23 protein-coding genes and 1 riboswitch are annotated in these 23,873 nt (G+C 65.7%); of the genes, 18 read left to right on the forward strand and 5 right to left on the reverse strand.

Annotated features, from left to right (window positions below):
• Positions 1–13: 13 nt before the first annotated feature.
• Entirely contained in the window at positions 14–664 is a 651-nt protein-coding gene (gene nfsB, locus ACDI39_RS06510) for an oxygen-insensitive NAD(P)H nitroreductase (RefSeq protein WP_225789651.1), read from the reverse strand.
• Between the two features lie 103 nt (positions 665–767).
• Between nfsB and ACDI39_RS06515 the strand changes: the two genes are divergently transcribed.
• On the forward strand, positions 768–1,655 hold the full coding sequence (locus ACDI39_RS06515) for a LysR family transcriptional regulator (RefSeq protein WP_225789652.1): 888 nt from the start codon (positions 768–770) through the stop codon (positions 1,653–1,655).
• Positions 1,656–1,672: 17 nt separating this feature from the next.
• On the opposite strand, the gene ACDI39_RS06520 is transcribed toward ACDI39_RS06515, so the two are convergent.
• Entirely contained in the window at positions 1,673–2,881 is a 1,209-nt protein-coding gene (locus ACDI39_RS06520; RefSeq protein ID WP_225789653.1) for a sugar transporter, read from the reverse strand.
• A gap of 102 nt (positions 2,882–2,983) precedes the next feature.
• Here ACDI39_RS06520 and ACDI39_RS06525 point away from each other — a divergent pair, with 102 nt between their 5' ends.
• Positions 2,984–3,175, forward strand: coding sequence for a hypothetical protein (locus ACDI39_RS06525; protein ID WP_486538079.1), 192 nt, complete (start codon positions 2,984–2,986; stop codon positions 3,173–3,175).
• A 71-nt stretch (positions 3,176–3,246) separates the two neighbouring features.
• Here ACDI39_RS06525 and ACDI39_RS06530 read toward each other — a convergent pair whose 3' ends face one another.
• Positions 3,247–3,843 carry a TetR/AcrR family transcriptional regulator gene (locus tag ACDI39_RS06530; RefSeq protein WP_253102804.1) on the reverse strand — a complete coding sequence of 199 codons (597 nt, stop codon included), beginning with the start codon at positions 3,841–3,843 and terminating at the stop codon, positions 3,247–3,249.
• 93 nt (positions 3,844–3,936) lie between these two features.
• Between ACDI39_RS06530 and ACDI39_RS06535 the strand changes: the two genes are divergently transcribed.
• A complete protein-coding gene (locus ACDI39_RS06535; protein ID WP_486538081.1) occupies positions 3,937–4,539 on the forward strand; it encodes an NAD(P)H-dependent oxidoreductase in 603 nt (200 codons plus the stop codon).
• Between the two features lie 25 nt (positions 4,540–4,564).
• Here ACDI39_RS06535 and thpR read toward each other — a convergent pair whose 3' ends face one another.
• Positions 4,565–5,110 carry an RNA 2',3'-cyclic phosphodiesterase gene (gene thpR / locus ACDI39_RS06540; protein WP_225789657.1) on the reverse strand — a complete coding sequence of 182 codons (546 nt, stop codon included), beginning with the start codon at positions 5,108–5,110 and terminating at the stop codon, positions 4,565–4,567.
• Between the two features lie 179 nt (positions 5,111–5,289).
• Here thpR and lpxO point away from each other — a divergent pair, with 179 nt between their 5' ends.
• The 13 genes from lpxO (at position 5,290) to ACDI39_RS06605 (ending at position 20,307) form a co-directional block, all read left to right on the forward strand.
• Complete coding sequence (gene lpxO, locus ACDI39_RS06545) at positions 5,290–6,189, forward strand: lipid A hydroxylase LpxO (RefSeq protein WP_225789658.1); 900 nt, start codon at positions 5,290–5,292, stop codon at positions 6,187–6,189.
• Between the two features lie 94 nt (positions 6,190–6,283).
• Complete coding sequence (locus ACDI39_RS06550; protein WP_225789659.1) at positions 6,284–6,628, forward strand: carboxymuconolactone decarboxylase family protein; 345 nt, start codon at positions 6,284–6,286, stop codon at positions 6,626–6,628.
• 78 nt (positions 6,629–6,706) lie between these two features.
• Positions 6,707–7,276, forward strand: a complete 570-nt coding sequence (locus tag ACDI39_RS06555; protein ID WP_225789660.1) for a GNAT family N-acetyltransferase — start codon at positions 6,707–6,709, stop codon at positions 7,274–7,276.
• 62 nt (positions 7,277–7,338) lie between these two features.
• Positions 7,339–7,543: riboswitch (cobalamin riboswitch) on the forward strand.
• A gap of 113 nt (positions 7,544–7,656) precedes the next feature.
• Positions 7,657–9,783, forward strand: coding sequence for a TonB-dependent receptor (locus ACDI39_RS06560; RefSeq protein WP_253091219.1), 2,127 nt, complete (start codon positions 7,657–7,659; stop codon positions 9,781–9,783).
• Positions 9,784–9,925: 142 nt separating this feature from the next.
• Entirely contained in the window at positions 9,926–11,092 is a 1,167-nt protein-coding gene (locus ACDI39_RS06565; protein ID WP_253080321.1) for an acetyltransferase domain-containing protein, read from the forward strand.
• A gap of 39 nt (positions 11,093–11,131) precedes the next feature.
• Positions 11,132–12,475 carry an OprD family porin gene (locus ACDI39_RS06570; protein ID WP_253091229.1) on the forward strand — a complete coding sequence of 448 codons (1,344 nt, stop codon included), beginning with the start codon at positions 11,132–11,134 and terminating at the stop codon, positions 12,473–12,475.
• A 93-nt stretch (positions 12,476–12,568) separates the two neighbouring features.
• Positions 12,569–13,045 carry a DUF2059 domain-containing protein gene (locus tag ACDI39_RS06575; RefSeq protein ID WP_253080322.1) on the forward strand — a complete coding sequence of 159 codons (477 nt, stop codon included), beginning with the start codon at positions 12,569–12,571 and terminating at the stop codon, positions 13,043–13,045.
• A gap of 92 nt (positions 13,046–13,137) precedes the next feature.
• Entirely contained in the window at positions 13,138–14,721 is a 1,584-nt protein-coding gene (locus ACDI39_RS06580; protein ID WP_225789664.1) for a sensor domain-containing diguanylate cyclase, read from the forward strand.
• Between the two features lie 109 nt (positions 14,722–14,830).
• The gene (locus tag ACDI39_RS06585; protein ID WP_225789665.1) at positions 14,831–15,604 is read left to right on the forward strand and encodes a ParA family protein; all 774 of its coding nucleotides are present in this window, start codon (positions 14,831–14,833) and stop codon (positions 15,602–15,604) included.
• 268 nt (positions 15,605–15,872) lie between these two features.
• Complete coding sequence (gene fae / locus ACDI39_RS06590; RefSeq protein WP_225789666.1) at positions 15,873–16,385, forward strand: formaldehyde-activating enzyme; 513 nt, start codon at positions 15,873–15,875, stop codon at positions 16,383–16,385.
• Positions 16,386–16,395: 10 nt separating this feature from the next.
• A complete protein-coding gene (locus ACDI39_RS06595; protein WP_225789667.1) occupies positions 16,396–17,430 on the forward strand; it encodes an aldo/keto reductase in 1,035 nt (344 codons plus the stop codon).
• Positions 17,427–18,866, forward strand: a complete 1,440-nt coding sequence (locus tag ACDI39_RS06600) for an NAD-dependent succinate-semialdehyde dehydrogenase (RefSeq protein ID WP_225789668.1) — start codon at positions 17,427–17,429, stop codon at positions 18,864–18,866. Before ACDI39_RS06595 ends, ACDI39_RS06600 begins: the two co-directional genes overlap by 4 nt.
• Positions 18,867–18,954: 88 nt before the next feature.
• Entirely contained in the window at positions 18,955–20,307 is a 1,353-nt protein-coding gene (locus ACDI39_RS06605; RefSeq protein WP_225789669.1) for an MFS transporter, read from the forward strand.
• Between the two features lie 64 nt (positions 20,308–20,371).
• Here ACDI39_RS06605 and ACDI39_RS06610 read toward each other — a convergent pair whose 3' ends face one another.
• Positions 20,372–21,247, reverse strand: a complete 876-nt coding sequence (locus tag ACDI39_RS06610) for a LysR substrate-binding domain-containing protein (protein ID WP_225789670.1) — start codon at positions 21,245–21,247, stop codon at positions 20,372–20,374.
• A 238-nt stretch (positions 21,248–21,485) separates the two neighbouring features.
• Here ACDI39_RS06610 and ACDI39_RS06615 point away from each other — a divergent pair, with 238 nt between their 5' ends.
• Both ACDI39_RS06615 and ACDI39_RS06620 read left to right on the forward strand, forming a co-directional pair.
• Positions 21,486–22,661, forward strand: a complete 1,176-nt coding sequence (locus tag ACDI39_RS06615) for a hypothetical protein (protein ID WP_410896939.1) — start codon at positions 21,486–21,488, stop codon at positions 22,659–22,661.
• A 27-nt stretch (positions 22,662–22,688) separates the two neighbouring features.
• Positions 22,689–23,627 carry a LysR substrate-binding domain-containing protein gene (locus ACDI39_RS06620; protein ID WP_225789671.1) on the forward strand — a complete coding sequence of 313 codons (939 nt, stop codon included), beginning with the start codon at positions 22,689–22,691 and terminating at the stop codon, positions 23,625–23,627.
• Positions 23,628–23,873 lie beyond the last annotated feature (246 nt).

Raw genomic sequence — 23,873 nt, forward strand, 5'->3', positions numbered from 1 at the left:
GATCAGCCAGGTTTCAAAGGAAGGTGAACACGGCCGGCGCTGGCAGGCGCGACTTGTTCAGACCGGCGTTGAAGTCCTCCTCGCTGCGGTAACCCAGGCTCAGCAGCACCACGCTGGTGAAGCCACGCTCGCGCAGACCCAGTTCGGCATCCAGCACCTTGCTGTCGAAGCCTTCGATGGGGGTAGCGTCCAGCCCATGGGCGGCGGCGCCGAGCAGCGCGGTGCCCAGGGCCAGGTAGACCTGCTTCTCCATCCAGTGCTGCAAGTCCTTCTGGTCGAAACGGTGCAGGTCGACATAGCCAAGACGTGTCTGCGCCTGCCCGGCGCGAGCCTGCTCGGTGCGGAAACGGCCATCGGCGGCTTCCTGCTCCAGTACCGCCTGCAGGTGCGACTCGGGCATCTCGGTACGGGCGGCGAAGACGATCACATGGGAGGCGTCGAGGATCTTCGGCGTGTTGTAGGCGAAGGCTTCGGTGCTCCTGGCGATGCGCGCCTTGCCTTCGGCGCTGTCGGCCACCACGAAGTGCCAGGGCTGCGAGTTGACCGAGGACGGGCTGTGGCGCAGTTGCTCGAGCAGCGCGTCGACGGTGGCCTGGGGGATCTTGCGGCTGGCATCGTAGGCCTTGGTGGTGTAGCGACGTTTGGCGAGCGTAACGGTATCCATCGAAGCGGCTCCTTGGGGAGAATGACGTTGCCGGGCATCTTATCTTTCTTTTGAAAAAGAAAAACTGGCACAATGCAGCAACACTTTCACCCCTGGAGTGAAAATGCTGCGTATCACCGATCTGGCGTTGTTCGTCCGCAGCAGCGCCCTGGGCAGCTTCACCGCCGCCGCCCATGAGGCCGGCCTGCTCCCCGGCCAGGTCGCGGCGGCGATCAAGCGCCTGGAGCGCGAACTGGATGTACGGCTGTTCGCCCGCACCACCCGCAGCCTGCGCCTGACCGCCGAGGGCGAGCTGTACCTGCCCACCGCCCAGGGCGTGCTCGACACCCTGCGCCAGGGCCGCGACAACCTGCACGGCGCCCACAGCACCCTACGCGGCGTACTGCAGGTCTCGGCCCCCTCGGACCTGGGGCGCAACATTCTGCTGCCCTGGCTCAGCGCCTTTCGCCGCGAGCACCCGGACCTGAGCCTGCGTTTCTTTCTCTCCGACCAGGTGGCCGACCTGTACCGCGACCCGGTGGACGTCGCCATTCGCTATGGCCTGAACCAGGAAGCCAACTACATCGCCCTGCCCCTGGCCCCGTGGAACCGTCGGGTGCTGGTGGCCTCGCCCGGATACCTGGCCCGTCACGGGCGGCCGCGCACGCCCGAGGAGCTGCAGCAGCATGCCTGCCTGTTGTACCTGCAGCAGGGGCGGATCTACGACAAATGGCGCCTGGGCAGCCTTACCGTGCAGGTGCGGGGCCCACTGTTCAGCGACGATGCCGATGTGGTACGGCGCTGGGCACTGGAGGGGGAAGGCATCGTCTACAAGTCCTGGCTGGACGTCAGCGCCAACGTCGCCGCTGGCGAACTGGAGGTCCTGCTGCCGGATCATCCCGGCGAACTGACGCCGGTGACCTTGGTGTGCCCACACCGCAAGCAACTGTCGCCGGCGGTGTCGCAGTTGCATCTATGGCTGCGTGAGCGTTTCGCCGCGCTCGAGCCCTGAAGCCGCTGTTCCATTAGTCAGTCAAACGGCATTGCGGCCGCCGCACGGTAGCGCTGCACGCTAGCCACCGCCAGCACCAGGCCAGCCAGCGCCACGCCACCGCCAACCAAGCCGATATGGGCCACGCCCAGTTGGCTGCTGACGATGCTGCCCAGCAACGCGCCGCCGCCGATACCGATGTTGTAGATCCCGGAGAACAGCGCCATGGCCACGTCGGTGGCGTCCGAAGCGAGTTTCAGGGTCTTGGACTGCAGCGACAGGCTGAAACTCAGGATCGCCACGCCCCAGACCATGCTCAGGGCGGCGAACAGGTAGAAATTGCCCGACAACGGCAGCAGCAACAGCAGGCAGGCCGCCAGGGACGCGATGGCCGCCACCAGGAAGCCCTGCGGAAAACGGTCGCTGTAGCGGCTGAACAGCACCGAGCCGAACACCCCGGCGCCACCGAACAGCAGCAGCAACAGCGTGGTGCGCTCGCCGCCGATCTGCGCCACATGCAGGGCGAACGGCTCGATGTAGCTGTAGGCGGTGAACTGCGCAGTGATCACCAGCGTCACCAGGACATAGGTGATCACCAGCGCCGGCCGCTTGAACAGGATCGGCAGGCTGCGCAGCGAGCCGGAGTTCTGGCTCGGCAGCAAGGGCAGCGACTTCATCAGGCAGAGCATGGTAGCCAGGGCCACCCCAGCGATGCTGAGGAAGGTGATACGCCAGCCCAGGGCTTCGCCCACCACACGCCCCAGGGGGATGCCCATGACCATCGCCAAGGTAGTGCCGGTGGCCAGCAGGCCCAGGGCCTTGGCCTGCTGGCCGGGCGGCGCCACGCGCACCGCCAGCGAGGCGGTGATGGCCCAGAACACGGCATGGGCCAGGGCGATCCCGATACGGCTGACCAGCAACATGGCGAAACTCTGCGACAGCCACGACAGCAGGTGGCTGAGGATGAACACCAGGAACACGAACAGCAGCAGGCGGCGCCGCTCGATGTTGCGCGTCAGCAGCATCATCGGCAGCGACGCCAGGGCCACCACCCAGGCGTAGATGGTCAGCATCAGGCCGACCTGGGCGGTACTCATGTCGAAGCTACGGCCGATGTCGCTGAGCAGCGCCACCGGGACGAACTCGGTGGTATTGAAGATGAAGGCCGCCAGGGCCAGGGCGATGACGCTCAGCCAGCTGCCGCCACCTGCGGTCGGCGGCAGGGTGGTGGGAATGGGTCCGTTCATGGATGGAAATCTGTTCTCCGCAGACAAGGCGACAGGACGCTCGCCACCTGCCCGGGTAAAAGGCAGGTGACGCACGGTTTGTTATTGGAAGGAATGCCCGGCATGGTACGCGTCCAACCAGGGTCTCACAACCATGACAGCAAGCGCAGTACCATGCCCGCTCAGCCTGGACACACCGCGGAACGTCGCGAGTACTGGCAGCATTACCTGGGCTCGACCATCAGTGCCCTGGACTGTCAGGGCAGCCTATTCGAGGGCAAGCCAGCTCTAATAGAAAAGATCGTCACCCATTGATTTATCAGGGGTCCATGGAAGCCGGATTACCGGATGGGCCGCACAGCGGCCTCAACCACAACTTCCCCTATCTACTGGCGCAGCACCATGGCCACGATGGTCGCCTGTAACTCATCCTTCGCCCGCCCGGCCTCCAACTCCCCCGCCGCCGCAGCCTGCGACAGCGCCTCTGCCGCCCCCACCAGCACCCGCAACCCAGCAGCGCCGATATCCCCCCTCGGCGCGAACGGCGCCAAGGCCTGCCGGCACTTCTCCAGGAACGGCCCCTCGTAGCTCCGCTTGAGCGCCTCCAGCTCCGGCGACCCGGCCAGCGCCGCGGACACACCAGGTATCTCGCGCCCCTGGGTCATCACGCACTCCACGTAGGCCGCGGCGATCACCCCGGCACGTACCTGCAGGCTGGCTTCGCTGACCGCCAACGCCGCCTCGAGCATGCTCGTCTGACGCGCGTCGTACTCCTCGTACAGCGCTACCAGCAATCCCGTGCGGGTTTCGAAATGGTCATACACCACCGGCTTGGTCACCCCAGCCTGCTCTGCCAGGCGCCCCAGGCTCAAGGCGTCGGTGCCCTCGTCGCGGATCAGTTGCCAGGCCACGTCGAGCAATTGGCGGCGCCTCGCCTCACGGGACAGGCGTTTGCGCGGCAGCGGTTTGTCATCGCTTGACATCGATTACCTACCAAAAGTAACTTACCAACAGTAACTTACTACGAGTATATAACGCCGCCCCCACTCACGCACCCTTTCATCTGGAGAACCGCCATGCATGCCCTGATCGTCATCGGCCACCACGACCCAGAATCATTGACCCATGCCCTCGCCCAACGCATCGCCGACGGCCTGGTCAGCGCCGGCCACACGGCCGAAATCGCCGACTTGGCCCGAGAAGGCTTCGACCCCCGCTTCGGCCTGGCCGACCATGCCGTGCATCGTCGCCTGGCCCCACCACCGGCGGATGTGCTCGCCGAGCAGGCGCGCATCGAGCGCGCCGATGCGCTGGTGCTGGTTTACCCGGTCTACTGGTGGTCGCTGCCAGCGCTGCTCAAGGGCTGGGTCGAGCGTGTGTTCAGCAATGGCTGGGCCTTCGACTACCAGGTCAACGGCCCGACCATCAAGAAACTCCAGGGCCTTACCGTGCACCTGGTCGGCGTCGCAGGTGCCGATGCCGGTACCTTCGAGCGGCATGGCTACGGCGAGGCGATGCGCGTGCAAATCGAACACGGCATCTTCGACTACTGCGGTGCTCAGGTACTGAGTTCGAACGTGCTCACCGACAGCGAGGGCCAGGATCCCAAGGGCCACCTGCGCACCGCCTGGCAACTGGGCCAGCAGTTGTTCGAGCCGGCCCGCAACCAAACAGCATAGGAACCCGACCTTGCTTGCCCATGCCTTAGCCCGTCAGCGACCATTCGGCCAACGGCCAGTAGCGACCCTTGCGTGACTCGTAGAGGGTGAAGTGCCGGACAGCGAGGAAGAACGCCGGTGCCGCCGCGGCTTCCGGCGGCTGGCCACGGAAGTCCCTCGACAGCGTCAGGTGTGGCCGGTACTCGCGGACCTGCTCGGCAATGCCCAGCGGCAGCGCCGCCTGTTGCAGGGCATAGACCAGTTGCCGCAGCGCCGGTGGCGTCTCCCCAGGTTCGAGCACCAGCACACCGGCGCGCTGCCACACCTGCAAGCGGTCGAGCAGCAGGCGCAAAGGCGCGTCCGGGCGCGTGAGATTGTCGACCGCAGCGCATAGGGCCGGCAACCGCGCGGCATCCACATCGCCCAGAAACAGCAGGGTCAGGTGGAAGTTCTCGGCCGGTACGGGCCTGCCGCTGCGCAGCCCCAGGCTGCGCCGCCACTGGGCGATGGCACGGCGCTGGGCATCGCTGACCGGCAAGGCGAAGAACAGGCGCTTGAAGGGTGCGCCGCTGGGGCGTGAATCCTGGGCCATGCATGCTCCTCGATCTGTGGGGCGCCAGCCCCGAGTGTACGCTCACCTCGATACCTGGCAGATGAACCAGGATGAAACGTTTGCGCCTTCCACTTAAGACGGGTGCACAGGCCTGGCACGATTGTTTATGCTGGCGGGCTCAAGCCATGGCGCATGGCCATTTCGACAAGTATCCGTTCATGAAAATCGCACTCGTCCTGATCTTCGCACTCTCGATCGCCTATGTTCACTTGCGCGGTCGGGTTCGCCACAAGCTGACCCGCCAACTGGGCGATCACTCCAGCTTCCTGGCTCCGGTCAACAGCTTCCTGTACCTGTTCTCCCAGCACCCGGCCAAGCCCTACCTGCCGGTCGAGTCCTTCCCCGAACTGCAGCCGCTCAAGGACCACTGGCGGGAAATCCGCGAGGAGGCCCAGCAACTGCTGCACGTGGGCGAGATCAAGAAATCCGACAACTACGACGACGTCGGATTCAATTCGTTCTTCAAGACCGGCTGGAAGCGTTTCTACCTGAAGTGGTATGGCGAGAGCCACCCCTCGGCGATGAAGCTGTGCCCACGCACCACCGAGTTGCTGCAGGGTATCGGCTCGGTCAAGGCGGCCATGTTCGCCACCCTGCCGCCAGGCGCCAAGCTGGTGCGCCACCGTGACCCCTATGCCGGCTCCTACCGCTACCACCTGGGCCTGGACACGCCCAACGACGACGGCTGCTACATCGATGTCGATGGCCAGAAGTACGCCTGGCGCGACGGCGAGGCAGTGGTGTTCGACGAGACCTACATCCACTACGCCGCCAACACCACCGAGCACAACCGCATCATCCTGTTCTGCGACGTCGAGCGCCCGCTCAAGTACCGCTGGGCGACCGCCTTCAACCGCTGGTTCAGCCGCAACGTCATGGCCGCCGCGGCGGCCCCCAACGACGCCAACGACAAGACCGGCGGCATCAATCGCCTGTTCACCCGCATCTACCGCATCCGCGAGCGCGGCAAGGCCCTGAAGAAGCGCAACCGCACCCGCTACTACCTGGAAAAGTGGGCGGTGGTCGCGGCGCTGGTGCTGGTGTTCATCTACATCTGAAGCGAAGACGCTGCCCTGGCCATCACAGCCCCTCCAGAGCCTCGTTCTTCGACTAGCCTGAAAGCTCCTGTCACCACCGAACAAGGTGAAAACCATGAGCATGATGGACTGGGACGCCTACCGTAGGCAGTTGATGGCCGGCATCGGCGATCTCAAGCAATTGTCCCCCGATACCGTGGCCGGCTACATGACTGCCAGCGGTGCCGGGGCCAAGACCAACCACCTGGATGCCAAGACCCGCGAGCTGATCTCCCTGGCCGTGGCGGTGACTACCCGCTGCGACGGCTGCATCGCCGTGCACTCCCAGCAGGCCGTCAGGCACGGCGCCACCCGTGAGGAAATCGCCGAGGCGCTGGGCGTGGCGGTGGCGATGAACGCCGGTGCCGCGCTGGTCTACTCGGCCCGCGCCCTGGATGCGGTCGGCAAGGCGAGCGACTGAACGCCTCCGGCGCCGCAGCCCTTGCGCGGCGGCGCCGGGCCACCCAGACTTGGCGGCCAAGCCCGTGCAGGAGCCGCCATGATCCACATCCGTCCCATGACCCCGGAAGACTTCGAACGCTTCTGGCCCACCTTCCAGGCCATCGTCCAGGCCCGCGAAACCTATGCCTTCGACCCCGGGCTCAGCGTCGAGCAGGCCCGCCAGCTCTGGCTGGAGCTGCCCCTGCGAACCCTGGTGGCCGAGGCGCATGGCGAGTTGCTCGGCTCGTACTACCTCAAGGCCAACGCCGCCGGCCCCGGCGCCCACGTGGGCAATTGCGGCTACATGGTCGCGCCGGCCGCCCGCGGCCGTGGCGTGGCGCGGCTGATGTGCGAGCACTCGCAAAAGCTGGCACGCCAGGAGGGCTTCCTGGCCCTGCAGTTCAACTCGGTGGTGGCGACCAACGAGGTGGCCGTGGCGCTGTGGCACAAGCTCGGCTTCGAGACCGTCGGCCGCCTGCCCAAGGCCTACCGGCACGCTCGCCTGGGGCTGGTGGACTGCCTGGTGATGTACAAGTGGCTGGCGGACGAGCCGGTGGTGGAGAAGCCCGCCCTGCTGATCGGGCGCAAGAACATCGAGGCCAGGGTATCGCGTCGGCGCGGACGCTGATCGCCCTCCTGGACCAGCGCAAGCTGCATCCGAACGATTGACTCCCCACCCGTTCGGTGGTCAGATGCGCGCCAGTTTCAGGTGTCCTGCGCCGCCGCGCGCAGGGTGAAACGGGAAGCCGGTGCGTCGTTGCCACGACAAGTCCGGCGCTGCCCCCGCAACGGTAGGCGAGCGAACCCTTCGACATACCACTGTGCGCATGCATGGGAAGGTGAACGGTTCATGATCCTCGCAAGCCCGGAGACCGGCCTGGAGCTTTTCGTTGGCAACCCGCGGTGGGCGGGCGCAGGCCGGTTTTCGCGTGCGCGCCTGCGTACGTGCTTGGTCGTCTATGCGTTGTTTCCACCGGGATCCATTCATTCCTGCGACAGTGGAACGACATGTCCCGTATCTCCAAGCTTCATACTCTGGCGGCCTGCCTGGCCGTTTCCCTTCCGGCCCTGGCCGATGAACACGACGGGCCAGTACTGGCCCTGCCCTCCACGGCCATCACCGACACCCGCGACGAACAGGTCGTCGACCTGGCCACGCCGACCCGGGCCGGTTCGCGCCTGAACCTGAGCGCCCTGGAGACCCCGGCCAGCACCAGCAGCATCAGCGCCGGGCAGATCCAGCAGCGTAACAACCTCACCGTGCAAGACGCGGTGACCCGCTCGCCAGGCATCACCTCGGTCGGCACCCCAGGCAACGGCGGCACCGCCCTCTCCGCCCGCGGCTTCACCGGCCACAGCTCGGTGATGACGCTGTTCGACGGCTCGCGCCTGTACACCGGCGCCGGTACCCAGAGCTTCCCGGTCGATCCGTGGATGGTCGAGCGCATCGACGTGATCCGTGGCCCGGCCTCGGTACTCTATGGCGAAGGCGCCACGGGCGCGGTGATCAACGTCATCCCGAAAAAACCCTTCGCCGGCGAAATCCGCAACCACCTGCGCCTGGGCTACGGCTCCTGGGACCGCCAACAGCTCGGCCTGGACAGCGGTGGCAGCCTGAGCGAGCGCCTGAGCTACCGGGTCACCCTGAACACGCAGCAAGGCAACGTCTGGGTCGATCGCGGCGACTCGCGCAACCTGGCCCTCAGCGCCGCTCTGCGCTTCGACGCCAGCGACGACCTGAGCTTCACCCTCGCCCACGAGCGCGGCGATGCCGAGCCGATGAACTACTTCGGCACCCCGCTGATCGACGGCCACTACCGCGACAGCCTGCGCAAGAAGAACTACAACATTCGCGACGACGTCCAACGCTATCACGACGAGTGGACCCGCCTCGACACCGACTGGACGATCAACGACCACCTCAGCGCCAGCAACCAGCTGTACTACATCAAGAGCCGCCGGCACTGGCGCAACGCCGAGGACTACACCTGGGATGCCGACCGCGGCCAGCTCGAACGCGGCAGTTACCTGGAGATCAAGCACAACCAGGAGCAGATCGGCGACCGCCAGAGCTTCACCTTCGACCACAGTCTGTTCGGCCTGGCCAGCAAGACCGTGGTGGGTGCCGAGTACAACAGGATCCGTTTCAACGTCGACAACAACTCGCCGTACGAAGACGTGGGCGGCGACTACATCGACCCCTGGCAGCCGGCACCGGGCGGGTTCCACAGCCGATCGGCGCTGCGCCCACAGACCCTGTCCACCACCCGCACCTTCGCGCTGTTCGCCGAGAACCGCACCCAGCTCACCGATCGCCTGTCGCTGGTCACCGGTGTACGCCGTGACCAGAACCACATCGATCGGGACAACCTGGTCAGCGACACCCGCAGCGACCGCAGCCTGCAGGGCGGCAACTGGCGCGCGGGCCTGCTCTTCGCGGTGACCGACGAGCTGTCGCTGTACGGCCAGTACTCCACCAGCGAGGACGGGGTCAACAACCTCATCAGCCTCAACCCGACGCAGATGAACTATGACCTGACCGAGTCGAAGCAGACCGAACTGGGCCTCAAGCAACGCTTCTGGGACGGCCGTGGCGAGTGGACTCTGGCGGCCTACCACATCGTCAAGAAGAAGCTGCTGGTGGACGACCCGGTCACCCACGAGAAGCAGCAAGCCGGCCAACAGACCTCCGACGGCCTGGAGGCGACCCTGGAGCTGGCCCTGGCTAACCAGTGGCAGGTATCGGCCAACGCCGCCGTGGTACGCGCCAAGTACGATGACTTCGATGAAAGGGTCGGCGGCGTTCCCCAGGACCGCGCCGGCAACCGCCCGGCCAACGTGCCGCGCCGTACCGCCAACCTGTGGCTGAGCAAGGGTTTCGGCCAGACCGTGGATGCCGGCATCGGCCTGCGCTACGTCGACGAGCGCTACGCCAACACCGCCAACAGCCAGAGCGTCCCCGGCTACACCGTGGTCGATGCCAACCTCGGCTGGCAGGTGCTGCCGGACGTGCGCCTGGGGCTGCAGTTGAACAACCTGTTCAACCGTGACTATGTGGTGGCCGCCCACAGTGGTGAGCAATGGCTGCTCGGCGCGCCACGGTCGTACTTCGCGACGGTCGACTACAGCTTCTGACCTGAGCGGCTTTCTCCAATTGAGCGGTACTGGGGCTGCTTTGCAGCCCATCGCACAGCCCCCCACCTGAAAAAGCGCTATCGAACCTCAACAAATAGTTATAAGATAACATTTCATCTCACAATCCCTCTTGCCTGCCCCCATGACAAGCGCCTCCCCCACCCCAACCCTGCTCACCCAGCGCCTGCAAAGCATCGACGCCCTGCGCGGCCTGGTCATCCTGTTCATGCTGCTGGACCACGTGCGCGAAACCTTCTTCCTGCATCGCCAAGTCAGCGATCCGATGGCCATCGACGCCACCGAGCCGGCCCTGTTCGCCAGCCGTACCCTGGCCCACCTGTGTGCGCCGGTGTTCGTGCTGTTGACCGGCCTCAGTGCCTGGCTCTACGGCGAGAAGCACCAGGGCCGTGGCGACGTCTCGGCGTTCCTGTTCAAGCGTGGCCTGTTCCTCGTGGCGCTGGAATTCACCTTGGTCAACTTCGCCTGGACCTTCCAACTGCCGCCAAGCGTGATCTACCTGCAGGTGATCTGGGCCATCGGCCTGAGCATGATCGCCCTGTCGCTGCTGGTCTGGCTGCCGCGCGCGGCGTTGATCGCCATCGGCGCGCTCATCGTCGCCGGGCACAACCTGCTCGATGGGCTGCACGTCGCCGAAGGGTCGATGATGCACGTGCCCTGGGCCATCCTGCATGACCGTGGCTGGCTGGCGTTCTCCGAAACCCTTCGCCTGCGCACTTCCTACCCGGTGCTGCCGTGGATCGGCGTGATCGCCCTGGGCTATGGCCTGGGCCCGTGGTTCGCCCGCGGCAGCGATGCCGGCACGCGCCAGCACCGCCTGCTGCTGGCCGGCGCCCTCGCCCTGCTCGGTTTCATCGCGCTGCGCCTGCTCAACGGCTACGGCGAAGCGCCCTGGAGCGTCTACCCGACCCTGGTGCAGACCCTGATGAGCTTCTTCAACATCACCAAGTACCCACCGTCGCTGCTGTTCCTGGCCCTGACCCTGGGCTTCGGGCTGCTCCTGCTGCGCGGTTTCGAGCGCGCAGGCCAGGCGCGCTGGATCGGTGTGCTGGCGGTGTTCGGTGCTGCGCCGATGTTCTTCTACCTGCTGCACCTGTATGTGCTGAAGCTCCTGTACCTGGCCTGCGTCGCCCTGTTCGGCCTGAACCAGGGCGACTACTTCGGCTTCGACGGCATCGGTGCGGTATGGCTTACCGCGATCCTGCTGGCCGTGGCACTGTACCTGCCAGTGCGCGGGTTCGCGCGCCTGAAATCCCGTCGCCGCGACATCGCCTGGCTCAAGTACTTCTGAATGCCCGACGCCTCGATCCACCTGTTTTCGCAGCACTCCATGCCGCGACGCACCGTCCCTGCGCTTCTGGCCAGCGCCCTGTGTGCGCCGCTGGCCTTGGCCGACTCCGCCCAATACCAATCCAAAGGCTTTGTCGAAGACAGCAGCTGGCACCTGCTCAACCGCAGCGTGTTCGACCAGCGCGACTATCGCCATGGCGCACGCAACAGCAGCGCACGCAACGCCTACAAACCTCGCACCGAACGCAACGGCAAGGCCGAGGAATGGGCCTACGGCCTGATGGGCACCTTTCAATCTGGCTTCACCCAAGGCTTGGTCGGAGTCGGCGTCGATGCCCACGCCTACTTCGGCGTGCAACTCGACAGCGGTGGCGGCCGCGCCGGCAAGGCCCGGCTGCTGGGCGTGGACAACCAAGGTCACCCCAAGAACGAATACAGCCGCGGTGGCGCAGCGGTGAAGCTGCGCGTAGCCAACACCGTGCTGGCCTATGGCGAGCAACGGGTGAAGACCCCGGTGTTCAGTTCCTCCGACAGCCGCCTGCTGCCCGAGACCGCCACCGGTTTCTTCCTCAGCAGCAACGACATCGACACGCTCAAGCTGGTGGCCGGACACTTCAACGAAAGCACCGACCGCCATGCGTCGAGCCACGACCAAGGCTTCGTGGTGAACTACTCCAATGCCCGCCAGGGCGACAGCGTCGACCTCGCAGGCGCGGTGTGGAACCCTGACGCCGCATTCAGTGCCAGCCTCTACACCTCGCGCTACGCAGACACTTGGAACCAGCACTACCTCGGCAGCACCCTCAGCCATGCCCTGGATGACCGACGCAGCCTGAGCCTGGACCTGAACCTGTACCGCACCACCGACACCGGCAAGGCCCTCTCCGGGCGCATCGACAACACCACCTGGAGCCTGGTCTCGCGCTACCGCCAAGGGCCGCATACCTTCAGCCTCGGTTGGCAGCAGGTGGATGGCGATACCCCGTTCGACTACGTAACCCGTGGCGCGATCTTCATCGGCAACGCCGTGCAGCTGTCCGATTTCAACGCCCCCAATGAAAAGTCCTGGCAGGCGCGGTACGACCTGGACATGGCCGCCTACGGAATACCAGGGCTGAACCTGAGCGCCCTGTACGTGCGTGGCTTCGACATCGACGGCAGCCATGCCGACCCCAACGGAGGCTATGCCTACCTGGGCTACGGCAAGGGCGGCAAGCACTGGGAGCGCGACCTGGAGGCGCGATACGTGGTACAGGGCGGCAAGGCCAAGGGCACGGCGTTCTCGTTGCGGCACAACGTGCACCGGGGCAACACCGCGCAGGCGGAGTTGGATGCCGACCAGATTCGCCTGGCCGTCGAGTATCCACTGACAGGTGGATTCTGACAGCAGGCCACAAGGCCCATCGCCTGAACGAGCCGCCCGATTGATGGTATGGTGCCAGGCGGTCCCCTCCCACCACGCGCCCAAGGCCACCCGATGCCACGCCTTCGCACACTGCTGCCCTTGCTCTTGCTCGGCGTTCTCGCCGCCTGCGACCAGAAGCCCACCCGTGAAGAGCAGATCCTGGCCAACCTGCCCTTGCAGGAGGCCTACGATCACAATATCGACAGGATGGCCACGTTGCTGACCAAGACCCACCCGCAACTCTCCAAGGAGGCCATCGAGGGCGTGCTGCGCAAGCACCTGACGGTGCAGGACCAGCGCCAGGACCTGTTCAAGCTCTACAGCGAGAAGCACTTCGACGATGCCGAGTTCGACACCATCGTCGCAGCGACCCGCGACCCCGTGAAGGCCAGGGCGCTGAACGAAACCGAGGAAGGCCAGCGGCTCAGCGAGAAACTGACCCGCCTGATGCGTGAAAGCGCCAACGATGAAAAGGCCCAGGCACGGGCCCAGGAACGCATGCAGCAGATAGAGGAAGACCTGGCCGGGCTGGAGACAACCGGCGACTGATACGACACTGCGCGCAGCCCTGCGCTGTACCGATAGCCGCCATCCCTCATAACAGGTAAGGTTATCCCCTTCCCCCATCGATGAGGTCAGGATTGCCACACGCCAAGAAAGGCCTGCGCCTGGATCTGCGCACGCTGATCCTCGTTCTCTGCGCACTCACCGCCGTGGTGATGCTGCTGACCAGCTACTTCGCCAGCTACCGGGTACAACGCCAGTTACTGATCGACCACGCCCTGGAGGCCAACCGTGTCTATGCGGCGAAACTGGCGTCGATCACCGAGACCTTCCTCGGCAGCACGCTGCAGCAGTTGGCCGTCAGCGCCCAGCTGCAAGGGCAGCGACTGGATGAACCCATGGCGCTGCAGGCAGAAACCGAACGCCTGATGCAGCAGGGCAATGTCTTCAACTCGGTATTCGTGGTCGATGCCCAGGGTGTGCTGCGGGCGATCTCGCCAGCACCGCTGCGCAAGATGCTCGGCACCCGCCTGCAGACGCCCGGCGCACTGGAGGCGCTGCGGGAGCGACAGACGCTGGTGTCCATGCCCTTCCTCTCGGTGGCCGACAACCTGGTGGTGGCCTTGTCGCAGCCGATCTTCGACAGCCACGGCAAGTACCTGGGCTATGTGGGCGGCAGCCTGTACCTGCGTGAACAGAACATCTTCAACAGCCTGCTCGGCGAACACTTCTACAAGGACGGCTCCTACCTCTATGTGGTCGATCGCAACCGGCGCCTGCTCTATCACCCAAACGCCCAGCGCGTCGGTACGCTGGTCAAGGGCAACATCCTGGTCGACCAGCTCGCCACCCTAAACAGTGGCACCCAGCAGGTGGTCAACAGCGATGGCGTGGAAATGCTCGCAGGCTTCGCCACGGTGCCAAGCACCGGTTGGGGCGTGGTGGCCCAACAGCCCCTGGCACAGACCGTGGTCCCGCTGCGCCAGCTGATCCTCGATGTCATCGACATTTCCGTGCCGCTCGCCCTGGCCGGCAGCCTGGCCCTGTGGTGGCTGGCCCTGGCCATCACCCGCCCGCTCTGGCAACTGGCCGCCGGCGCACGGGCACTGGACAGGGTCGGAACCGCGGCGCACCTGCACCAGGTCAGGGCCTGGTATTTCGAGGCCGCCGAACTCAAGCGCGCCTTGCTGTTCGGCCTGAACCTGCTGCAAGAGCGCATAGGCAGGCTGCGCCAGGACGCCCAGACCGACCCGCTCACAGGGCTGGGCAACCGCCGCAGCCTGGAGCTCAGCCTGGCACAGTTGGAGGCCGAAGGACGCGACTTCTGCGCAGTGGTGCTGGATGTCGATCATTTCAAGCGCATCAACGATGGCCACGGCCACGATATCGGCGACCAGGTATTGCGCCGCTTGGCGGAGCTGATGCGCGGCTGTTGCCGGGAGGGCGACGTCCTGTGCCGCACCGGTGGCGAGGAGTTCCTCATGCTGCTGCCGGGGGCCAGCCTGGAGGTCGCCACCAGCGTGGCGCAGCGCCTGCGCCTGTGCGTGCAGGACACGCCCATCGAGCCGGTAGGTGCGGTGACCGTTTCCCTGGGCATCGCCCACTGGCAAGCGACGGGCATGGATACACCGGCCGATACGCTCAGCCGGGCGGACCGGGCGCTGTATGCGGCCAAGCAGGATGGACGCAACCGAGTGAAGGTCGCGCCTGGCGAGGCGTAGAGGCCGGTGTGACGCGCGGTAGATGTAACAAGCCTTGTCTTAATACTGTCATCTTTGCTTCATAGGATTGTCCCTGTTCTGACATTTTCCATTCAGGGATGAACTGTCCATGCGTCGTGTCGTATTCAATCAGAAAGGTGGCGTCGGCAAGTCCAGCATCGCCTGCAACCTCGCCGCCGCCAGCGCCGCCGAAGGTTACCGGACACTGCTGGTCGACCTCGATCCCCAGGCCAACGCCACCTACTACCTCACGGGGCTTGCCGGCGACGCGATCCCCTCGGGCATCGCCGACTTCTTCCGCCAGACCCTCTGCGCCACGGCGGCCGGCAAGAAGAACCGCGTGGCGATCACCGAGACCCGCTACGACAACCTGCACCTGATCACCGCCAGCCCGGACCTGACCGACCTGCAGACACGCCTGCAGAGCAAGTTCAAGATCAACAAGCTGCGCAAGCTGCTGGTGGCGCTCGCCGAGGACTACGAACGGATCTACATCGATACCCCGCCGGCGTTGAATTTCTACACCTTCAGCGCCCTGGTGGCGGCCGAACGCCTGTTGATCCCGTTCGATTGCGACCGTTTTTCGTACCAGGCGCTGCGCAGCGTCATGGCTGAGGTGGAGGAGCTGCGCCAGGACCACAATACGGCGCTCCAGGTCGAGGGCGTGGTGGTCAACCAGTTCGCCGGACGCACCGCCCTGCACCAGACCCTGGTCGATCAGTTGCGCGCCGAAGGCTTGCCGGTGCTGCCGGTGTACCTGGGCAGCTCGATCAAGATGCGAGAGTCCCACGAGGCCGCGATACCGTTGGTGCACCTGGCACCGCGGCACATGCTGTCGCTGGCGTTCGCCGACTTGCTGGATGTGCTGGAGCGGGCGGCCTGATACGTCAACGGAGCATCAGTCAAGGCTTTGCAGACGATGGCGCGCACGCGACCTCCCGACCTATGACTTGCACGCATAACCCGTTGACTTCTTCTCCCTACTGCTCCTTCTCCCCCGCCTGATACAACTGGCCGCGACATCGCCCAAGAACAACAACGAGCGTCGCGCCATGCCTGCATCCCCACGTTCTCGCATGCCCCTCCTTGCGCCAGCACGCTGCGTCGTTGCCCCAGGTTTCGTTCATTCCATCCATTGATCGAGGTATCCCATGCAGCCACTCGCCCTATATATCGGTGAAGGTTTCGAAGGCCCAGGCGTCAACGCCGCGCACATCAACATCCTGCTCGGTCCGCGCAACGGCCCGGCCGGCCAGGCCTTCGCCAACAGCCTCGCCTCGCCCAGCCAGGGTCACTGCCCGTTCATGGTGATCGCCCAACCGAACATCCCGGTCAAGCCGATGACCCTGTACGTGAACAAGGCCGAGATCAACGGCGAGCTGCACGGCAACGCCACCTGGGGCGCATCCCAGGCCGGCATCGCCAAGGCCGTGACCGAGGCGCTGCTCGACGGCACCCTGCCGGCCGAGGCCGAGGACGAGTGGGCCATCGTTACCGCCAACTGGGTCAACCCCGCCTGCGATGACCTCGATGCCGTCTACCTGAACAACTACAACGCCTGCCGCACCGCGATCCGCGCCGCCCTCCAGGGCCTGCCGGCGCGCGCGCAACTGGCCGATGTGGTCGATCGGATCACCAACCCCTTCTACACCCCGAAAGCCTGAGGTGCCCGCCATGCAATACATCCGTCTGGGCCACTCGGGCCTGCAGGTCTCCAAGCTGTGCCTCGGCACCATGAACATGGGCACCCCGCAGTGGAAGCCCTGGATCTTCGATGAAGCGGCCAGCGAGCCGATCGTCCGCCATGCCCTGGACAAAGGGGTCAATTTCATCGACCTGGCCGACTTCTACTCCGCCGGCGTCGGCGAGGAAGTGGTCGGTCGCATCCTCAAGCGCCTGGTGCGCCGCGACGACGTCGTGGTCACCACCAAGGTGGGCTACGGCACCCGCAGCGGCATCAACGCCAGCGGCCATTCGCGCAAGCACATCTTCGACGGCATCGATGCCTCGCTCAAGCGCGCGGGCATGGACTACTTCGACGTGTACATGCTGCACTTCTTCGACATCAACACCCCGGTCGAAGAGACCATGGAAGCGCTCAATGACATCGTGCGCGCCGGCAAGGCCCGCTACATCGGCGTCTCGACCATGCTCACCGGGCAGTTGGCGAAGATCCTTCTGGCCTGCGAGCGCCACGGCTGGGCCAAACCGATCAACATGCAGTTGCAGCTCAACTGCGCCTACCGCGAGGAAGAGCGCGAGATGATCCCGTTCTGCCGCGACCAGGGCCTGGGCGTGTCGGTGTTCAGCCCGCTGGCACGCGGCCTGCTGACCGGCGACGCGCAGTCCACCCGCAACCAGACCGACTTCTTCACCCAGCAGATGTACAGCGACGAGGTGTCGTTCGAGATCGCCCGTTCGGTACAGCGCGTCGCCCAGCGCCACGGCGTGTCCAACGCCCAGGTGGCCCAGGCCTGGGTGCTGCGCCACCCAGGCGTCGACAGCATGCTGGTCGGTGCCGACTCCACCGCACAGTTCGACAGCGCCCTGGCGGCCCTGGAAATGCACCTGGACGACGAGGACCTGTACGAGCTGGAACGTAACTACACCCCCTGCGACCTGATCAACGACTACACCGCTGGCAAGCGCATCCTGCGCGTGACACGTCCGCCGCGTGGCGCTTTCGCGATCCAGGAGGCGGTGGCATGAATGCACTGCTCAAAAGCGGCCACTACATCGACGGCCAGTGGCTGGAAAGCGGCCCCACCTACCCGGTGTTCAACCCCGCCAGCGGCCAGGTCATCGTCGAGGTAGCGCGTGGTGGTGCCGAGCAGACCAATGCCGCCATCGCTGCCGCCGAACGTGCCCTGCCGGCCTGGCGTGGCAAGCTGGCCAAGGAGCGCGCGGTGATCCTGCGGCGCTGGTCCGAACTGATGCTCGAGCAACGCGACGCGCTGGCTACCCTGCTCAGCCGCGAGCAAGGCAAGCCGCTGGCCGAGGCCAAGGGCGAAGTGGCCTACGCGGCAAGCTTTCTCGAATGGTTCGCCGAGGAAGCCCGGCGCGTCTATGGCGACATGATCCCCTCGCCCAAGGCCGACGCCCGGGTACTGGTGGCCAAGGAGCCGATCGGCGTAGTGGCAGCGATCACCCCATGGAACTTCCCCCTGGCCATGGTCACCCGCAAGGTCGGCCCAGCCCTGGCCGCTGGCTGCACGATGATCCTCAAGCCCTCCGAGGAAACCCCACTGTCGGCCTTCGCCCTGGCGGTTCTGGCCGAACGGGCCGGCGTACCGGCGGGCGTGTTCAACATCGTCTCCGGCGACGCCCCAGCCATCGGTGGTGCGCTGCAGGCCTCGAGCGTGGTGCGCAAGCTGTCGTTCACCGGTTCCACTGCCACCGGCAAGCTGCTGATGCGCCAGGCCGCCGACACCTTGAAGAAAGTCTCGCTGGAGCTGGGCGGCAACGCCCCGTTCATCGTCTTCGACGATGCCGACCTGGACGCTGCGGTACGCGGGGCCATGGCCTCGAAATTCCGCAACACCGGGCAAACCTGCGTGTGCGTGAACCGCTTCTACGTGCAGGATGGTGTCTACGAGGCCTTCACCGCCAAGCTCGTCGAAGCCGTGCAGGCCCTGCGCGTGGGCGACGCATTGCAGGGCGAGAGCGATCAGGGCCCGCTGATCAACCAGGCGGCGCTGGCCAAGGTCGAGCAGCACGTGGGCGATGCTCTGGAGCAAGGTGCGCGGTTGCTCTGCGGCGGCCGCCGGCACGCCCTGGGCGGCACTTTCTACGAGCCGACCGTGCTGGCCGATGCACAGCCAGGCATGCTGATCGCCGGCGAGGAGACGTTCGGCCCGGTGGCCGCGTGCTTCCGCTTCAAGGACGAAGCCGAGGTACTGCGCCTGGCCAACGATACGCCCTACGGCCTGTCGGCATACTTCTACAGCCGCGACATTGGCCGCGTCTGGCGCATGGCCGAAGGCCTGGAAGCCGGCATCGTCGGCGTCAACGAAGGGATCATCTCCACCGAGGTCGCGCCCTTCGGCGGCATCAAGGCATCGGGCATGGGCCGCGAAGGCTCGAAGTACGGCCTGGACGACTACCTGCAAATCAAGTACGTGCTGATGGGCGGCCTGCACACCTGACCCGACACGTCCCCCCACGTACCGTGCCCCGCTCGGGGCGCGGTGCCCCCGCAAGGCCCTGACCCAACAAGAACAACGAGGTGTCAACATGACGGGACAGACAGTCAAGATCGATGACCTACCGATCGGTCGCTTCCATATCAAGATCGCCGGCCTGACCTTCGGCGCCCACTTCACCGACGGCTACATCCTGGGCCTGATCGGTATCGCCTTCACCCTGATCAACCCGCAGATGCAGCTCAACCCGTTCTGGCAAGGCCTGATCGGTGCCTCGGCGCTGTTCGGGCTGTTCTTCGGCAGCCTGTTCTTCGGCTGGATCTCCGACCGCCTGGGGCGGCAGAAGATCTTCCTGATCAGCTTCGTGCTGATCACCCTGGCCTCGGTGATGCAGTTCTTCGTCGAGAGCGCGATGCAACTGTTTCTTTGCCGGGTGCTGATCGGCATCGGCCTGGGCGGCGACTTCAGCGTCGGCCACGCCATGCTCGCCGAGTTCTCGCCACGCAAGCACCGCGGCGTGCTGCTCGGCTCGTTCAGCGTGATCTGGACCTTCGGCTACGTCGCCGCAACCTTCGTCGGTACCGCTCTGCTGCCAATGGGCGACGACGCCTGGCGCTGGATGCTGGCCTCCTCGGCGATCCCGGCGGCGTTGATCCTCATCGCCCGCATCGGCACCCCCGAGTCGCCACGCTGGCTGGTGCATCAGGGCCGGGCCGAGGAGGCCCGCGCCATCGTGCACAAGCACCTGGGGCCGCACGTGGTGCTCGACGACGAGATCGCCCGGCCGAGCCAGGCCGGCTTCGGCGCACTGTTCAGCCGCGAATACCGCAAGCGTACGGCGTTCAACTGCCTGTTCTTCATCTGCATCGTCATGCCCTACTTCGCCATCTATACCTTCCTGCCGTCGATCCTGCGCAAGATGGGGTTGGCCGAGGGTTTGGGCACCGAGATGATGCTCAACGCCCTGCTGATCGTCGGCGCACTGCTGGGAATCTGGTGCACGGTGAAGTTCAGCCGCCGCGGATTTCTCATCAACAGCTTCCTGGTCCTGGCGGCAGCGCTGTTCCTGCTGGTGCTGATGCCCGGCAGCATGGCCTGGGCGATGGTCGCGCTGTTCGGCCTGTTCACCCTGGTGCTGTCGGCGGTGAGCAACCTAGTCGGCGTGTACCCGGCCGAAAGCTTCCCCACCGAGGTGCGCGCCAGCGGCATCGGCCTGGCCACTGCAGCCAGCCGACTGGGGTCGGCGGTGAGTACCTTCCTGCTGCCGGTGAGCGTGGCCGGCATCGGACTGAACCCGACCATGGCGATACTCGGCGGGATCCTGTTGTTCGGCGCCCTGGTGTCGATGGCCTGGGCGCCGGAGACCAAGAGCTTGTCGCTGAACGAGGCGTGTCGGGGGGATGCGGCAGGTAACGGGGACGTGCGCAAGGCGGCCGTTGTGTAGCAAGGAGCGCAGCGGCCCTGAGCGTCTTGAGGTGAACAGCACCTGCAGAACCGGCCCGATCGCCTCAGGGATTGCTCACTGTCGCCAGCCACTCGGCGAACCGCTCGACCTTCGACAGCCCGCGCTTGTCCGCCGGCACCTCCAGCCAGTAGCCATAGGGCCCGATCACCTCTACCGGGGTGATCGGCAGCAGGCTGCCGCTGGCCAGCTCGCGCTCGATCATCTGCCGGTCGATCACCGCCAGGCCACCCCCAGCCAGGGCGGTGTGGATCACCTGGTCGAGGGTACTGAACTCGATGCCGCTGCCCGCATCGATGTCGTCGCGACCGGTGGCCGCCAGCCAGTTCTCCCAGACCTTCAGGCGCCGCCCCTCGTGGAGGATGTGCAGCAACGGGTGATGGCTCAGGCAGGGCTCGCGGCCGTCCTCGAACAGTTCCGGGCTAGCCACGGCGATGTGACGCTCCATCACCAGCAACTGACGACTGCCGGCCAGCGCTTGCTCGCGGCTGAACAGGATGCGGCAGTCGAGCTCGCCGGGATGCTCGTCATCACGCTGACTGGTGACGCTCAGGCTGATGTCGGGATAGCGCTGCATGAAACCGCGCAGACGCGGCGACAGCCAACGAGTGGCCCAGGTCGGCGGAGCGAGGATTCGCAGGCGCTGCCGCAAGTTGGGCACCCGTACGGCCTCCAGGGCTCGCTCGATGCGGTCGAAGGCCTCGCCCAGGTGCGGCGCCAGGGCGTTGCCCGCCTCGGTCAGGGCCAGCCCGCGCGGGCCACGCACGAAGAGGATCACGCCCAGGTAGTCCTCCAGGTGCTTGATCTGCCGGCTGACCGCGCCCTGGGTGACGTTGAGCGCATCGGCGGCGCGGTTGAAGCTGCGATGCCGCGCGACTTCCTCGAAGACCTTGAGCATGTTCAGGGGTGGCAGGGTACGCATGGCGGAGTCGCTGGTCGTTGTTTTTGTAGGACGATTCTACAGGTATGCCGCGCGCCGCAAACATGCGTTTTTCTCGGGTTACTGCTGCGTATTGGTCGTTTGTGCCGGGGCAAGGACCTTGGATAGGGTCGCTGACAGCCGGAGGTGGCATAGGGCCGCTGCCCGCGATACGGGCCACGCGGCGATCCCTTGCTCCCCCAACCCCGGATAACGACAAGAAACCACCCGAGGTCCCACTGTGTCCCCACTCCACCTGCGTCCCAGCCACCTGCTGTTCCCTGCCCTGCTGACCCTGGCGCCTCTCGCCCAGGCCGTGCCGATCAACGACCATCTCGACGTCGGCGGCGCCATCCGTGCACGCTTCGACCACGACCCGGACCGCAAGCTCGACAAGGCCGGCCTGGACACCATCATGTTGCGTGCCACCTACACCTCCGACAGCTGGATCGGTGCCGTGCGCTACCGCTTCTATGGCAAGGCCTACCCCTACCAGTACACCGACCAGGTCGGTGACATCGCCTTCGCCGAGTACGCCTGGATCGGCTACAGGTTCGACCCCGATCGCCAGGTGCAGGTCGGCCTCAACCAGATCCCGTTCGGCCTGCAGCCCTACTTCGGCAGCACCTTCTATGAAACCCTGGGCAACGTCATCGGCCTCGAGGACGTCGAGGCAGTAGGGGCCAAGTACATCCACCAGCAAGGCGACTGGAACCTGCAACTGGGCCTGTATGGCCGCCCGGCCTGGCCCGGGCGCGGCACCAGCAATGGCAGTACTTACTCCAGCGTGGTCACTGCCGCGGACGACTACGTTGCAGACGGCAATCGCAACCAGGAGCGGCAGATCGCCGTGGCGCGCCTGGCGCGCACCTTCGCCCTGGGCGACTGGCAATCGGAGGTAGGCGTCTCGGGGCTGACCTCGCGCCTGGAGAACCGTGACACCCACGACGCCGGCCGGCGCAATGCCGTGGCCCTGCACTACCTGGGCAACGACGGCCCCTGGGGCGTGCAGCTGCTGGCGGCGCGGCAACAGATGTCGCCACGCAACCCGGACAACGGCGAACGGGTGACCTTCGGCGGCTACGACGGCACCTACAATGTCGCCAGCCGCGGTAACCTGTATGTCGGCGACCTGGCCTACAGCTTCCCCGGCACCTTCCTCGGCGACTGGGTCAGCGCAGTCAAGGTGTACGGTAACTACAGCCGCTTCGACAAGTCGGCCCAGGGCTTCGACACCTCCGAGCGCTTCATCCTCGGCACGTCGTTCTCGGTGCGCAGCTTCTACATCGCGGTGGAATGGCTCAACGGCCGCAACGACCCCTACATCGGCGGCAGCAGCTACACCGAGAGCCTGGCCCGGGGTGGTACCGACCATTGGGAAAACCAGCTGTACGCCAACATCGGCTATTACTTCTGACCCGTACGCTGCAGGAGAAACCGGCGAGTGAAACGCAAGATCCCGGCACTCAACGCCCTCAAGGCCTTCGAGGTGGCCGGTAGCACCGGCAGCTTCACCCGCGCGGCGGAACTGCTCAACGTCACCCAGAGCGCCGTCAGCCGCCAGGTCCGCCAGTTGGAGGAGCAACTGGGCGAGCCCTTGCTGCAGCGCCGTCACCACCACCTGCAACTGACCGATGCCGGGCGCACGCTGCTGCACGCCTTGCAGCAGTCGTTCGACCGCATCGAACTGACGGTGCGCGGCATCCAGCAGCGCCAACACCTCACGCGCATTCGCCTCAACGCCCCGCCGACCTTCGCCAGCCGCTGGCTGCTGCCGCGCCTGGGGCGCCTGCGCGAAACGCATCCGGAGCTGGAAGTGACCCTCACCACCCACTTGCAGGACAACCTGGCGGAAATCGCCACCCTGGACTGCGCGATCCGCTTCGGCAACGGCGAATGGGATGGCCTGGACAGTTCGCTGCTGATGCACGAGCGGCACATCGCGGTATGTTCGCCGTCGTTGCTGGCCCAGCAGGAAGAGCGCAGGGCTGACGTGCGCAACATGACCCTGCTGCATGTGCTGGCCCGCGAGGACCAGCGCTACCTGACCTGGCGCCACTGGCTGGATGCGGCGCGGATCCAGGGCGTCGACCTGCGTGGCGGCTATGAGTTCGACCTGCTGGACCTGGCCATTCGCGCGGCCATCGATGGCCTGGGCATCACTATCGCCGATCGCCAGATGGTCGCCCGCGAGCTGGCTGCCGGGCAGTTGGTGCAGGTGCTCGACGTACAGGTCGACGGGCACCAGTCGTACTGGTGGGTGACCCGCCCGGAGCAGGAGTTGCCGCCCCATGTGGAACGCTTTCGCGACTGGCTGATGCAGGAGGTGTGGCTGGCCGAACGCAACCTGGGCGGGCCGTCGGAGGTGGCGGGCTGCGAGTGAGTGCGCCGTTGTATTGGGGCCGCTTCGCGCCCCGTCGCCGGCAAGCCGGTAGTCCAGGGGCCGAGTCGACCGCGAATGATGCGGCTTGCAGGGCCATGTGAGGCCTGCCGGCGATGGGCTGCGCAGCAGCCACTGGGTAACATGCGTTTTGCGCACGTTACCCCCACCTATTAATCGTTTGTCCCCCGCCCCCACCTGCGACAAATTGTCCGCCATAACCCACAAGAAACGACGGCCTCCCGCACC

Source organism: Pseudomonas sp. Tun-23181, assembly GCF_057415455.1.

Bases quoted from the DNA above. Each gene is read 5' to 3' on its own strand.
- lpxO (WP_225789658.1), top strand. From the start codon at position 5,290: ATGAAAATCGCACTCGTCCTGATCTTCGCACTCTCGATCGCCTATGTT.
- ACDI39_RS06595 (WP_225789667.1), top strand. From the start codon at position 16,396: ATGCAATACATCCGTCTGGGCCACTCGGGCCTGCAGGTCTCCAAGCTG.
- fae (WP_225789666.1), top strand. From the start codon at position 15,873: ATGCAGCCACTCGCCCTATATATCGGTGAAGGTTTCGAAGGCCCAGGC.
- ACDI39_RS06610 (WP_225789670.1), bottom strand. From the start codon at position 21,247: ATGCGTACCCTGCCACCCCTGAACATGCTCAAGGTCTTCGAGGAAGTC.
- ACDI39_RS06515 (WP_225789652.1), top strand. From the start codon at position 768: ATGCTGCGTATCACCGATCTGGCGTTGTTCGTCCGCAGCAGCGCCCTG.
- ACDI39_RS06560 (WP_253091219.1), top strand. From the start codon at position 7,657: ATGTCCCGTATCTCCAAGCTTCATACTCTGGCGGCCTGCCTGGCCGTT.
- ACDI39_RS06520 (WP_225789653.1), bottom strand. From the start codon at position 2,881: ATGAACGGACCCATTCCCACCACCCTGCCGCCGACCGCAGGTGGCGGC.
- ACDI39_RS06525 (WP_486538079.1), top strand. From the start codon at position 2,984: ATGGTACGCGTCCAACCAGGGTCTCACAACCATGACAGCAAGCGCAGT.
- ACDI39_RS06530 (WP_253102804.1), bottom strand. From the start codon at position 3,843: ATGTCAAGCGATGACAAACCGCTGCCGCGCAAACGCCTGTCCCGTGAG.
- ACDI39_RS06575 (WP_253080322.1), top strand. From the start codon at position 12,569: ATGCCACGCCTTCGCACACTGCTGCCCTTGCTCTTGCTCGGCGTTCTC.
- ACDI39_RS06550 (WP_225789659.1), top strand. From the start codon at position 6,284: ATGAGCATGATGGACTGGGACGCCTACCGTAGGCAGTTGATGGCCGGC.
- nfsB (WP_225789651.1), bottom strand. From the start codon at position 664: ATGGATACCGTTACGCTCGCCAAACGTCGCTACACCACCAAGGCCTAC.
- ACDI39_RS06605 (WP_225789669.1), top strand. From the start codon at position 18,955: ATGACGGGACAGACAGTCAAGATCGATGACCTACCGATCGGTCGCTTC.
- ACDI39_RS06585 (WP_225789665.1), top strand. From the start codon at position 14,831: ATGCGTCGTGTCGTATTCAATCAGAAAGGTGGCGTCGGCAAGTCCAGC.
- ACDI39_RS06555 (WP_225789660.1), top strand. From the start codon at position 6,707: ATGATCCACATCCGTCCCATGACCCCGGAAGACTTCGAACGCTTCTGG.
- ACDI39_RS06570 (WP_253091229.1), top strand. From the start codon at position 11,132: ATGCCGCGACGCACCGTCCCTGCGCTTCTGGCCAGCGCCCTGTGTGCG.
- ACDI39_RS06535 (WP_486538081.1), top strand. From the start codon at position 3,937: ATGCATGCCCTGATCGTCATCGGCCACCACGACCCAGAATCATTGACC.
- ACDI39_RS06565 (WP_253080321.1), top strand. From the start codon at position 9,926: ATGACAAGCGCCTCCCCCACCCCAACCCTGCTCACCCAGCGCCTGCAA.
- ACDI39_RS06600 (WP_225789668.1), top strand. From the start codon at position 17,427: ATGAATGCACTGCTCAAAAGCGGCCACTACATCGACGGCCAGTGGCTG.
- thpR (WP_225789657.1), bottom strand. From the start codon at position 5,110: ATGGCCCAGGATTCACGCCCCAGCGGCGCACCCTTCAAGCGCCTGTTC.